Origin of the sequence: Vagococcus teuberi (genome assembly GCF_001870205.1) — a bacterium.
GTDB lineage: Bacteria > Bacillota > Bacilli > Lactobacillales > Vagococcaceae > Vagococcus > Vagococcus teuberi.
On sequence record NZ_CP017267.1, the window covers coordinates 1,448,839 to 1,461,964 of the forward strand.

The 13,126-nt window shown below is 33.4% G+C and carries 9 protein-coding genes and 1 pseudogene; 4 read left to right on the forward strand and 6 right to left on the reverse strand.

Annotated features, from left to right (window positions below; all coding sequences use genetic code 11):
- Positions 1-61 precede the first annotated feature (61 nt).
- The 3 genes from BHY08_RS06990 to BHY08_RS07000 all read left to right on the forward strand — a co-directional run bounded on the left by BHY08_RS06990 (position 62) and on the right by BHY08_RS07000 (position 3,614).
- On the forward strand, positions 62-1,441 hold the full coding sequence (locus BHY08_RS06990; RefSeq protein ID WP_071457861.1) for a TrkH family potassium uptake protein: 1,380 nt from the start codon (positions 62-64) through the stop codon (positions 1,439-1,441).
- Between the two features lie 141 nt (positions 1,442-1,582).
- Positions 1,583-2,926: a Mur ligase family protein gene (locus BHY08_RS06995; protein WP_071457188.1), complete on the forward strand. Its 1,344-nt coding sequence runs from the start codon at positions 1,583-1,585 to the stop codon at positions 2,924-2,926.
- A gap of 1 nt (position 2,927) precedes the next feature.
- A complete protein-coding gene (locus BHY08_RS07000) occupies positions 2,928-3,614 on the forward strand; it encodes a type 1 glutamine amidotransferase (protein WP_071457189.1) in 687 nt (228 codons plus the stop codon).
- 96 nt (positions 3,615-3,710) lie between these two features.
- Here the strand turns inward: BHY08_RS07000 and BHY08_RS07005 are convergent.
- Positions 3,711-4,910: pseudogene (locus BHY08_RS07005) on the reverse strand (transposase).
- A gap of 277 nt (positions 4,911-5,187) precedes the next feature.
- Here BHY08_RS07005 and ald point away from each other — a divergent pair.
- Complete coding sequence (gene ald / locus BHY08_RS07010) at positions 5,188-6,306, forward strand: alanine dehydrogenase (protein ID WP_071457190.1); 1,119 nt, start codon at positions 5,188-5,190, stop codon at positions 6,304-6,306.
- A gap of 138 nt (positions 6,307-6,444) precedes the next feature.
- Here the strand turns inward: ald and manA are convergent, their stop codons facing one another.
- From manA to BHY08_RS07035, 5 genes are all read right to left on the reverse strand, one after another.
- Positions 6,445-7,404, reverse strand: coding sequence for a mannose-6-phosphate isomerase, class I (manA, locus tag BHY08_RS07015; protein ID WP_071457191.1), 960 nt, complete (start codon positions 7,402-7,404; stop codon positions 6,445-6,447).
- Positions 7,405-7,455: 51 nt separating this feature from the next.
- Complete coding sequence (locus BHY08_RS07020; protein ID WP_071457192.1) at positions 7,456-8,478, reverse strand: serine hydrolase domain-containing protein; 1,023 nt, start codon at positions 8,476-8,478, stop codon at positions 7,456-7,458.
- A 70-nt stretch (positions 8,479-8,548) separates the two neighbouring features.
- Positions 8,549-9,433 carry a VOC family protein gene (locus tag BHY08_RS07025; protein WP_071457193.1) on the reverse strand — a complete coding sequence of 295 codons (885 nt, stop codon included), beginning with the start codon at positions 9,431-9,433 and terminating at the stop codon, positions 8,549-8,551.
- Positions 9,434-9,562: 129 nt separating this feature from the next.
- Positions 9,563-11,407: an ABC transporter ATP-binding protein gene (locus BHY08_RS07030; protein ID WP_071457194.1), complete on the reverse strand. Its 1,845-nt coding sequence runs from the start codon at positions 11,405-11,407 to the stop codon at positions 9,563-9,565.
- Positions 11,404-13,122 (reverse strand): ABC transporter ATP-binding protein, encoded by a 1,719-nt coding sequence (locus tag BHY08_RS07035; RefSeq protein WP_071457195.1) that lies wholly within the window; start codon positions 13,120-13,122, stop codon positions 11,404-11,406. The genes BHY08_RS07030 and BHY08_RS07035 overlap by 4 nt, the downstream gene beginning before the upstream one ends.
- Positions 13,123-13,126 lie beyond the last annotated feature (4 nt).

Genomic DNA, 13,126 nt, shown 5'->3' on the forward strand with positions numbered 1-13,126 from the left:
ATACTAGTGAAACATAACTAGATTAGGAGGAGATGACTTGCCTCGTTTAGATTTTTCTTATATGAAACTAAAATATTATGGAACTCGTTATATCAATCGGCACCTATCAAGTATTCAAATCATTTTTATCTATTATGTTTTGATGACAGCAGCCGCTTATTTTCTATTGAATATACCTTATTTTCATCAAGATAATGTATCATACTCGACCTTTGATATGGTGTTTATGGCAATCAGTACTATCAGTGTGACGGGGTTAAGTACGTTTAATATTAACGAGATATTTAATGAACGTGGGATTATTTTACTTGAAATTCTATTTCAAATCGGTGGATTCGGGATTATGATGGTATCAACCTTCTTCTTTATCCTCTCAAAGAAAAAAATATCCCTAAAACGTAGACAGCTCATTATGACTGATATGAACTCACCAAAATTGAGCGGTAGTATCAGATTAATTAAAAATACCATGTTAACCTTATTAGTTATCCAGTTGATTTTTGGCTTTGTGTTTGCTGCACATTTTTATTTTGCTGAACATCACTTAAATCTGATTGATTCATTATTTCATGGATTTTATCAATCCGTATCCGCGGTAACTAATTCAGGTTTTGACGTAACGGGTGAATCAGTCACTCCATATAAAAATGATTTCTTCTTTTTACCTGTTTTAATGATTTTAATTATGATTGGTGGAATTGGCTTTCCAGTGTTAATGGAAGTGAAGGAATGGTTTTTTTACAAACGAAAAAAACACGGATTACCTTTTCGTTTTTCTCTTTTTAGTCGTTTAGCGATTAGTATTTACTTGATTTTATTTGTTGTTGGAACTGTTTTAATTTATTTACTTGAAAAAAATCATCTGTTTATCGACATGACAGAGTCGCAAAAATGGCTAACCTCCATGTTTTACTCAACTACCACTAGAAATGCTGGGTTGCAGCTGAATAATCTAAATGACTTTCAAACCCCAACTCTTCTACTTTTTTCTATGTTGATGTTTATTGGATGCAGTCCAAGCTCAGTTGGTGGGGGAGTCAGAACAACTACTGTCGCAATTCTGGGCTTATACATGTATAGTTTTATCAAAGGGCAAGAAAACGTGACGGTTTTTAATCGCCGAATTGACAAAACAGATATCAAAAAAGCCATTGTTGTATTTAACTTATCTGCTTTTATGTGCTTTTTATCAATTCTTATTTTGACCATTACAGAAAATGAATCCATGATTGCCTTAATTGTGGAAGTCGCATCAGCCTTTGGAACGACAGGACTATCCCTTGGTATTACTTCGGATCTGTCACCTGTTGGTAAAGTTGTCATAGCCATTTTAATGTTTGTCGGACGTATTGGCATGCTTTACACATTGATGATTTTCATTCCAAAAGAAAAACATGACCGCGGATATGTTTATCCAGCTGAAAAAATTATTATTGGTTAATTCAAACCTTAGAACAGATAGTTTTATGTTCTGAGGTTTTTTTGTTATCTTAATTAATAGAATCTTATGGATTTTTTTAATCTATCCATTCTTTTTTTATGGTATTATGATTAGGTTAATGTATACACAGGAGGAATGTATATGAGTTTTAAAAGTGGATTAGCGACAACTGTTGGTAAATCTTCACAATGGCTATTAAAAACGTTTTTCAAAGGTGGCAGTAGCTTGCCTGGAAAACTGGCTTTAAAAATAGATCCAACAATTCTTTCAAGTCTAGCAAAAGATTATGATGTGATTGTTGTGACTGGAACAAATGGAAAAACGTTAACAACTGCGTTAACGGTTAATATATTAAAAGAGGAATTCGATTCTGTTGTTACGAATACAACAGGTGCTAATATGCTACAAGGAATTGTTTCTACATTCCTTCAAGGAAAGAAAAACAAACATGGCAAAAACGTCGCTGTTTTAGAAATCGACGAAGCCAGTTTAAATAAAGTGACCGAATTTTTAACACCTGAGTTATTCTTATTTACCAATATTTTTCGTGATCAAATGGATCGCTATGGTGAAATTTACACGACTTATCAATTAATTGTTGATGGGGCGAAAAAAGCACCAAAAGCACCAATATTAATGAATGGTGATTTACCGATATTTAATTCGATTGATACAGTTAATCCACGTGAATATTATGGTTTTAGCCATAAAGATGACGAAGAACAAATGGCTCACTACAATACTGATGGTGTCCTTTGTCCTCACTGTCATCACATCCTTCACTATAAAATGATTACATATAGTAACTTAGGAGATTATTATTGCCCTAATTGTGATTTCAAACGCCCTGAACTTAATGTCGCCTTAACTGACATTAAACACATGACTAATGTCTCTTCTACCTTTACGATTGATGAGCATGACTACCAAATTGAAGTGGGTGGCATGTACAATATTTATAATGCTCTAGCAGCAACGGCTGTAGCGAAACATTATAATATTTCATCAGAAAAAATCAGAAAAGGTTTAGCGTACGACGAAAAAGTGTTTGGCCGTCAAGAAGTCATTGAGATTGGAGATAAAAAATGCACTCTTGTTTTAGTTAAAAACCCAGTTGGGCTAAATCAAGTGATTGATACGATGAAATTATCTCCTTACCCATTTTCACTAGCTGCACTACTGAATGCAAACTATGCTGACGGAATTGATGTCAGCTGGATTTGGGACAGTCAATTAGAAGAATTAGGTGAATTAGATATTCCTAAAGTCATCTCAGGTGGAGAACGTCAGAGTGATATGTCACTTCGATTAAAAGTAGCTGGCATTAACGAAGAAAATTTAGTTGAAACATCGTCACTTACACAAGTCATCGAAGAAATAAAATCAGCACCAACTGAACATGTTTATATTTTAGCCACATACACTGCAGTATTAGGCTTAAGAAAAGAATTAATCCAACAAGGGTTTATCAAGGAGGAAGCCTAGTATGACAAACTATCATTTAACATTTTGTCACCTGTATGGAAATTTATTGAATACATATGGTGACAATGGTAACCTACTTTTATTAAACTACTATGCAAAAAAATTAGGCATTACAATTGATACTGAAATCATCAGCGTGTTTGAAGATTTTGATGAGACGAAATATGATTTTGTCTTTTTCGGTGGAGGTCAAGATTATGAACAAAAAATCGTTTCTGAAGACATACAAACAAAAAAAGACGCTATCACTCGTTACATTGAAAACGATGGTGTGATGCTTGCTATTTGTGGAGGGTTCCAATTATTAGGTGAGTATTACATCGGCGCTCATGGTGAAAAAATTGAAGGAATCTCCGCTCTTCCCCACTATACTCTTAGCCAGGATAATAACCGTTTTATCGGTGATATTGAAATTTATAATAAAGAATTTGACGAAACATATTACGGCTTTGAAAATCATAATGGTATGACTTTTTTAGGAGAAGGTGAAAAACCTCTTGGAGAAGTTGTAAAAGGGTATGGAAACAATGGGAAAGACAAAACTGAAGGGGTTATTTATAAAAATGTCATTGGATCATATTTTCACGGACCTTTATTAGCCAAAAATAAACAACTTGCACTTAGATTACTAAATATGGCTATGAAAACAAAATACGAAAAAACCTTTAAACTGAAAGAGTTAAATTAGAGCATAAAATACTGGCTCTTTGTCAAATAGGACTGATAAGTTAAATTGGTAAGATGATGATTGTGAGAGTAATCTCACAATCATCATCTTTTTTAGTTATTTTATTTTTATAAGGACGTTTATCAAGAAAATCCTTATTCTCATATTGTGAAATGATTTAAATCCGTATGACATTCGTTTTAGTGTTTTTATATGAGTATTCTTGGCTTCAATTTTTCCATTGGAAAAATCATAAAGAAGGGCATTACGAATACCTGTTTCATAGGTAAGTAAGTTCTCTTATTTGTCTTTAAATAGCTTATCTAAGTTATTAGGTAAGTTTTTTAACAGGTTAAAAAAAGATTGACCGTCTTTATGTCTAAAATGATACGTTAGTAGTTGGAAAATATCATAAGCCTCTTTTAGATTCGCAAAGAATGAGAGTAGTCGATCGATCATCATTGATTCCGTTAAAAGAGGGTACTTTGGAGAAGGGAAACTTCTCCAGGTTTTAAATTCAGAAATAGAGATATTTTGTTGATTTTTTAAAAGGAATTTCCAATTTGATTTCAGTTTATTAGCCTCTGATTTTTTCTTTTGGCGAATCAATACTTTCATTTCTCGTACCCTAAATTCATTAAAAGCAGCATTCATATCAGTGACTAAAAACTTTACTTTTTTTCGTTCCTCCAAAGGCGTACGATTAAAATAAACAGTGAGTTTATTTAATGTCCGACTAGGTAGTATATCAACTAATTCTCCTGTTTTTCCATCGGCACAAATAAAGCTCATCTTATCTTCTCTACTAGCATGCGACTTGAATTCGTCTACCATCAGAACGTCAGGAAATCACTGGGGTTTAAGTTGATGTGGTAATTGAGTTTCAACAGATTTAAGAACCCTTATAACAGTCGTTAAGGAGACTTGGCATAATTTAGCGATTAACGTCATAGATATTTTTTCAGTTAAAAGTTCTAAGATTTGCAAAGTAATAAACTTACTAATATGACAATTTTTTTCAACGATTGAGCATTGAGCAGTCCAATTATGGTTACAATTTTTACAATGGAAACGTTGTTTCTTTAGCTTTAAAATAGTAGGTAGGTTTTGATAAGGTAATAGACGAATAGTGACTTCTTTTTTCCCGTTTCTCACGACATTTGTCTTTCCATCACTATCAACAACGGCTGAGTGGCAATTTTTACAAGCCGAAGGCACAGGGAAATAAGTCCCTTTAATAATTAAAGTATTCCTTCCATTAATGTTAGCTTCTTCTGTACTAGTTAAATTCAAATGATTATCTGTTATTCTTAGCATTTTTTGATATGATTATTCATGACATGTCGCCCTTTCTACCTAATGTTTTTGTTTGGTACTTAAATTTTACTAGATAGACGACATATTTTTAAATAAAATAAACTAAAAAGGGCTGATGAATCGAATTTTGATTCATCAGTCCTTTAAATTATAGAGCCAACACTTTTTGTATTCTCTTTGATATAAATACCATTTTATTAGCATTTTTTTGACATTATATATATAATGAGTATTGTTATAACTTTAATAAGTTATGAAAGAATAGGAGTGAAAAAAATTGAAAATTGGCGTACCAAAAGAAATTAAGAACAATGAAAATCGTGTTGCATTGACTCCTCCATTTGTAAAAATTTTAGTGGAGAACTCGCATGAAGTCTTCATACAAACTCAAGCAGGTGCAGGTGCTGGATTTGAAGACAGTGCTTATGAGGAAATGGGTGCAACCATCGTTCAAAATCAAGAAGATGTATGGGATGTAGACATGGTTTTAAAAGTTAAAGAACCGTTGGCATCTGAATATCATTTATTCAAACCTAATCAAATCTTATTCACTTATCTACATTTAGCACCTAATAAAGAGTTAACTGATGCTTTATTGGCAAATAAAGTAACAGCGATAGCGTATGAATCAGTTCGTTTACCTGATGGATCTTTACCATTACTAACACCAATGTCGGAAATTGCAGGACGTATGGCTCCTCAAACGGGTGCTTACTTCCTAGAATCAATCAACCAAGGATCTGGTGTCTTACTATCATCTGTTCCCGGGGTTGAAAAAGGTCAAATCGTTATTATAGGTGGTGGGGTCGCTGGTACAAATGCTGCAAAAATTGCAGTTGGATTAGGTGCAAAAGTCCGTGTTTTAGATATTAATCCAAAACGATTAGCAGAATTAGAGGATATTTTTGGTAATACTATTGAAACGGTTATTTCAAATTCACATAACATTGAAAAATCAGTTAAAATAGCTGATTTAGTAATTGGTGCTGTTTTAATTCCTGGACGAAAAGCTCCACGTTTAGTAACTGAGGATATGGTTAGACAAATGAAGCCTGGTTCAGTGATTATTGATATTGCCATTGACCAAGGTGGTATATTTGAAACAACTGACCATGTAACAAACCATGATGATCCAACATATATTAAACATGGTGTTGTTCACTACGCTGTTGCCAATATGCCTGGTGCAGTAGCTCGTACATCAACACTTGCTTTAACTAACAACACTTTACCTTATATTGTTAAATTAGCAAACAAGCCCTTGACAGATATTATAAAAACAGATATAGCCTTATTAAATGGTTTCAATACATATAACGGTGTATTAACTTCTAAAGAAGTGGCCGAAGATCAAAATCGTTTATCAGAGTACAAACCGATAACAAACCTATTATAATAAGCAACAGGGCCTGACACAAAAGTCTTAAAAAAAATACCATGAAATCACTTTCTTAAAACACTGATTTCATGGTACTTCTGTTTTTGAGTGATTCTCATTTAAAAAGTTACTTTTAGGCCAAGCTCTTTTTTGATACTATCTATTTTTCTTTCCAGGTTCTGAAGCAATGATATCTAAATCTCCTTCTAATGACCATGTATCTACTCCATTTGGTAAAATAAAGTGCATACCCTTAGAAATCTCATATGATTGCTCATCAAATTTTAAATAACCGAATCCATCTATCACACTAACTAGTGTATAAGGCGCATGAGACTGAATATCCAAAATACCATTAACATTCCACTCATATACATTAAAGTAATCAGATTCTATAAAGGTAGTAATACTTGATTTATTTTCATTCAGTTGTGTAACAGCTATTTTAGGATCAACATGAGGAACTGTTGTTACTTCAAGTGATTGTTGGATATGTAATTCACGAGTAATGCCATTATCATCTTCTCTATCGTAATCATACACGCGATATGTGGTATCACTACTTTGTTGAGTTTCCAAAATCATAATCCCACTACCTATCGCATGAATTGTTCCACTTGGCACATAGAAGAAATCTCCCTTTTTGACAGGAATACGTCTCAACAAATCATCCCATTCACCAGAATCAATCATTCGTTTTAATTCATCCTTTGTTTTAGCATGATGACCATAAATAATCTCAGATCCTGGTTCAGCACTTATAATATACCAACACTCAGTTTTTCCAAGCTCTCCTTCGTGACTTAATCCGTAAAAATCATCTGGATGAACTTGTACAGATAAATCATCTTCTGCATCTAAAATTTTAGTCAATAATGGGAAAACTTTTTCCTTTGGATGACCGAATAATTCTGGATGTTTTTTCCATAAATCATCTAACTTTTCTCCACTGAATTCCCCATTTTCAATCGTACAAACACCATGAGGATGCGCACTAATTGCCCAACATTCACCAATCGTTTTACTAGTTAATTCATAACCAAATTCTGTCGATAATTTTTCTCCACCCCAAATTTTTTCTTGGAATACTGGTTTTAAAAATAATGGCTTTGTCATCTTTTCCCTTCACCTCATCTTTATTGATAAAAATAGTATATCATTTCTTATCTAATTCGTCTGTTCTTTTTGAAAAACCTCGATTAATTCATCACGTTTTCTTATGTAATCTTGTCTATTATCATAAGGATGAACTCTATTTGATAAAAAAATAAAAGCCTCTTGTTCTATAATATCTATCAACATAAAAGTACCCGTATAACCTGTATGATATAATATTGGATGTTTTTTTTCTAAATGATACCTTAAATCCCACCCTAAGGAACGAGACAGAGTAGCTGTTGGCGTGTAGTCTTGTAATAAACTTTCTATTGTTTCGGGTAAAAGCATCTTATCGCCAGATGGTAATGCCCCTTTATTCAACATCATTTGAACAAACTTAAAGCTATCATCAATTGTACTAAATAAACCCGCACTACCACAGTGTTCTTTTAGTTGGTAGGCTTTTGGATCATGAACCTCACCCTTTATGACTCCTCTTGTTTTAGTAACCTGAGTAGGTGCACATTTCGTTTTATCAATGTTTGTAAAGCCACTTGAAGTCATTCCTAATGGATGCAAGACCTTTTCAGTAAACAAATCATGTAAGTTTTGCTTATAATAGTCTTCCAACATAAATCCTATCAATAATGTGCCTGTATCAGTATACACTTTTTTCTTTCCTATAATTGATTTATTAACCGGTAAGCGTAAAATTGCTTGTTTAAGTTCTTCTCCTGATAACTCATCTCTATTTTCAATGTATCCATAAACGGCTGACGTGTGTGTCAATAAATGTCGTAATGTCACACGTTCTTCATGCCATGATGGTAAATAGGTTTTAAATGGGGCATCAATGTCTAAAACATTTTTTTCGATTAATTGCAAAACAAGTGTATTAGTCATCATGACTTTCGTAAGAGAAGCCATATCGTAAAGTGTGTCATGAGTTGCACTTATCTCTTCTGGCATCACTTCTTTAAAACCAATGACTCCTTTTTGTATATCACCTTGTTTTAAAAAAAGATAATTGGCTCCTGGTATGATCTTATCTTGATGCATCAACTCAATAGTAGCGATAGTTTTTTCAAACATAATGTCTCCTTATTTAAGAAAAAAGCTGATAATAGCTAGTCAAATACTAGCAACTATTATCAGCTTTTATTTATTTTTTATTTTCTTTTTTAAAAACGATGAACCATAAATGAATACCACTAGGATCGTACAATCCAATGATTCGTTTTCCTTTATTATAATAAAAATCACACCCGAGTGATTCTAGATTTTCTTTTAATAAAAGTAAATCATCCATTGTTGGTATATCAAATGTCACATGGTCTACTCCCAAATCCGTCTCATGGATAACTGGAGACACTCCATTTGATTGAGCTTCATTAATTGCTAATTGGTGATGATAGTCATTCACAGAAAGCAAATGAGTTGAGCTAAAATCATCATCTTTAATTTTAAAGCCTAATTTTTCAGCATAGAACTTGTATACTTCTTCTAAATCAGAAACAGACAAGTGGACATGTCCCACTTTGGTTTCTTCTGGAACAGATGTATATTCTCCTTCTACTCGATTTAAACGTTTCTGAATGTTCAATTCTTTGGTTACACCATCTATTTTACCATCTACCATTGGCCATTCATCTCTTGGCTTATCCCAACTGAACTCTAAACGATTATTCTCAGGATCACTGATATAAACAGATTCACAAAATCCATGGTCACTTTCGCCTTCAATTGGATAATTAATTAACATGAGATGTTTGATAAAACGAGCGAGGTCGTCTCTAGTTGGAAAAACAAACGATGTATGGTTTAATCCAGTCTGAGTATTTGAACCTTCAACGCCATCTGGTGTCGAAATCAATCCCAGCAATTTTCTTTTCTGACTACCAATACCTAAAATAGCCATATCATTTTCTTCATTAATCAAATCAAACCCAACAACTTGTTGGTAGAAACTTAACATTCTGTCAAAATCTTTTACTTTGATGGCAACAGAAGTCAATTTGGTGTTTGGATTTAATGAAAAGTTAACCATAATATTCATTTCCCCCTAAATTTTAAAAATCAATGTCTTTTCCCTTAACGTCACTTTACATTGTAACACCTTTTATCCAAGAAATTCCATTATTATATTCGAAAAATTAGATGAATATCATTTTAATTATTAAATACTTACCCCTGTTGAAAATTGACTATTATACAATTCAGCATAGAAACCGGCTTTTTCAAGTAATTGATCATGATTTCCTGTTTCAACGATGTCCCCTTGATCCATCACAATAATGTTATCTGCATCACGAATCGTTGATAATCTATGAGCCACAACAAAACTTGTACGACCTTCTAATAATCTATCCATTGCTTCTTGTATCAATATTTCAGTTCTTGTATCAACACTAGAAGTTGCTTCATCCAAGATTAAAACATCTGGATTAACTAAAAAGGCACGTGCAATTGTGATTAATTGTCTTTGTCCTTGAGAAATATTTGATGCGTCCTCGTTTAACACAGTATCATATCCTTCTGGCAAACGACGAACAAATTCGTCAACACGTGCTGCTTTGGCTGCACGGATAACATCTTCTTCACTAGCATCCATATTCCCATAACGAATATTGTCATAAATTGAGCCAGCAAATAACCATGTATCTTGTAGTACCATTGAAAAATGTGAGCGTAATGTTTCACGTTTAATATTACGAGTATCTTTTCCTTGATACAAAATCGCACCACCTGAGACATCATAAAAGCGTTCCAGTAAATTGATAATTGTTGTTTTACCAGCACCAGTTGGTCCTACAATGGCAACTTTTTGTCCCTTAAATACATCTAAATTAAAGTCTTTCATCAATAATTCACTATCATCATAACCAAATGCCATATGTTGGAATGACACAACCGCGTCTGTTGGTGTAGCAAGTGAATTATCAACTGTTGTATCACTCATTTCCATTTCATCTAATACATCAAAAATACGTTCAGCCGAAGCAATTGTTGATTGAATTGTATTTAACAGATTCGCCATTTGACTTAGAGGTTGAGCAAATTGGTTAGTGTATTGCATAAAAGCTTGTACGTCCCCTAAAGGCATATATCCATTTGCTACTTGAATCCCACCTAATATAGCTATAAAGACATAACTAATATTTTTTACAAAGTTCATCAATGGCATAATAATCGCTGAAATAAACTGCGATTTCCAACCAGATTCATATAAATGTTGATTTTGAATTTCAAATACATCTATATTGTCTTTTTCATGATTAAAACTTTTAACAACTGCATGTCCACTATAGCTTTCTTCAATCTGATTGTTTAATAAACCTAAACTCGCTTGTTGTTTGCCAAAATATCGTTGAGATTTTGGTGCAATAATCATTGTGATGATTAAACTTAGTGGCACTGTCAACGCTGCAACAATTGTTAACTTCCAGCTGATTGTTAACATCATCCACAGTACCCCGAAAAACATTAAAATACTTGTAACAAACTGAGTTAACGTTTGTTGAAGGGTTGTAGCAATATTATCCATGTCGTTAATCGCACGAGACATAATATCACCATTTGAATGCGTGTCATAGTAAGAAACAGGGACACGTCCCATTTTTTCTTTAAATTCTTTTCTTAATTGATACACTGTTCGTTGAGAAATACGTGTCATAATAAATTGTTGCATAAAACTGAAAATAGCTGATGCAATGTACATCGCTAATACAATCATTAATATGCTACCAATTTTATCAAAGTTAATATCTATTTTGCTTACTTTAGCACCACTCATCATGGTTTCTTTTGCTTTCATTAGTCCAGTAAAAATTTCAGTTGTTGCCTCTCCTAATATTTTAGGAGTTCGAATTTGAAATATAGTAGAGGCTGTTGCTAAAACAAACACTAAAAAAATTAAGTACCAACGCTTCATCATATATGACATTAAACGTTTAGTTGTTTTCCAAAAATTCTTTGGCTTTGCTTTTTTTCCTTTTACTCCACCAGGTCCGTGCTGTCTCATGCTATTTCCTCCTTACTCAACTGTGATGAAATAATTTCTTGATAGGTATCATTTGTTGCTTTTAGCGTTTGGTGATCGCCACGACCTACCATGACACCATCATCTAATACAAGAATCGTATCAGCATCCACCACGGTACTAATTCTTTGCGCTACTATGACGACTACTGCTTCAGTAATCGACTCTTTCAATGCTTTTCTAAGAGCAGCATCTGTTTTAAAATCAAGTGCTGAGAAGGAGTCATCAAACACGTAGACTGATGCGTTTTTTATGAGTGCTCTAGCTATACATAGACGTTGACGCTGTCCACCTGAGAAGTTTGTTCCACCTTGTTCAACTTTACTATCCAAACCATCTGGTAATTCAGAAACAAATGATTTTGCTTGTGCTGTTTCTAAAGCTTGCCAAATCTCGTCGTCTGTTGCATTTTCTTTCCCGTATTGCATATTTGATCGGATTGTTCCGGTAAATAACACTGCTTTTTGTGGTACAAAACTGACTTTTTCTCTTAGTTCATGTTGCAAGACATCTTTTACATTGCATTCATCAACTAATATCTCACCTTCTGTTGTATCAAAGAAACGTGGAATTAAATTGACCAACGTCGATTTACCTGAACCAGTCCCCCCAATAATCGCAACCGTGTCACCTTTTTTTGCGGTAAAATCAACATCAGATAAAGCAGGTTTTTCAGCACCACTGTAGCTATAACTAACTTCGTTAAATGTTAATGAACTATCTGAATTAAATGCTTTTGGTGAATCTGGATTTTTAATATCGTCTTTCATGTCAAGTACTTCGTTAATACGAACAGCTGATGCTTGAGCACGGGGTACAAACACAAAAATCATCGCCATCATCACAAAACTCATTAAAATTTGCATAGCATACGTCATAAACGCCATCATATTCCCTACTTCAAGCGTTCCTTCCGCGATATTATGACCTCCAAACCAAATAATAGATACATTTGTCACACTAATAATGAACGTAATCACAGGTAATAAGAATGACATCAGTGTATTTACCTTTATGGCAGTATTCGTGTAGTCTTTATTGGCATCATCAAAACGATACTCTTCAAATTTTGTTTGATTAAATGCACGGATAACCCGTACACCTGTTAGTCCTTCACGAAATACTAAGTTCAGTCTATCTGTTTTTTCTTGTAAACTTTTAAATAATGGAATCGCAAAATACATTGTGACACCTACAACTAATATAATCATTGGAATGACATATAAAAATATTTTTGTCAGTTCTCTGTCACGATAAAAAGCCAAAACACTTGCACCTATTAATGTGATTGGTGCATTAATCATGATTCTTAAGAACATCTGACTAACCATTTGAATTTGATTAACATCATTGGTTGTTCTGGTAATTAAAGACGCTGTTCCAATCTTGTCAAATTCGCGTTGAGATGAATATTCTACTTTTTCATAAATCTCAGAACGTAATTTTTTACCTAGTTTTTGCGCTTGTCTTGTGGCAATAAATGTATTAGCAATAGATGCTAATATTCCGACAAATGAAATACCTATCATCACAAAACCAACGCGCCAAATGTATGAGATATCTCCCTTAGTAACTCCTTTGTCAATAATATTTGACGTGAGTGTTGGTAAATACAAATCGCTCGTAATTTGAATTACGATGAATAAAATAGCCCCTAAAACTGCTGGTAGAGACATTCGTTTTATGATTCTTAACATGTTT

Excerpts from the sequence above, each read along its gene's own strand:
- BHY08_RS07030 (WP_071457194.1), bottom strand. The coding sequence starts at position 11,407 with ATGAGACAGCACGGACCTGGTGGAGTAAAAGGAAAAAAAGCAAAGCCA.
- BHY08_RS07025 (WP_071457193.1), bottom strand. The coding sequence starts at position 9,433 with ATGGTTAACTTTTCATTAAATCCAAACACCAAATTGACTTCTGTTGCC.
- manA (WP_071457191.1), bottom strand. The coding sequence starts at position 7,404 with ATGACAAAGCCATTATTTTTAAAACCAGTATTCCAAGAAAAAATTTGG.
- BHY08_RS07000 (WP_071457189.1), top strand. The coding sequence starts at position 2,928 with ATGACAAACTATCATTTAACATTTTGTCACCTGTATGGAAATTTATTG.
- BHY08_RS07020 (WP_071457192.1), bottom strand. The coding sequence starts at position 8,478 with ATGTTTGAAAAAACTATCGCTACTATTGAGTTGATGCATCAAGATAAG.
- BHY08_RS07035 (WP_071457195.1), bottom strand. The coding sequence starts at position 13,122 with ATGTTAAGAATCATAAAACGAATGTCTCTACCAGCAGTTTTAGGGGCT.
- BHY08_RS06995 (WP_071457188.1), top strand. The coding sequence starts at position 1,583 with ATGAGTTTTAAAAGTGGATTAGCGACAACTGTTGGTAAATCTTCACAA.
- BHY08_RS06990 (WP_071457861.1), top strand. The coding sequence starts at position 62 with ATGAAACTAAAATATTATGGAACTCGTTATATCAATCGGCACCTATCA.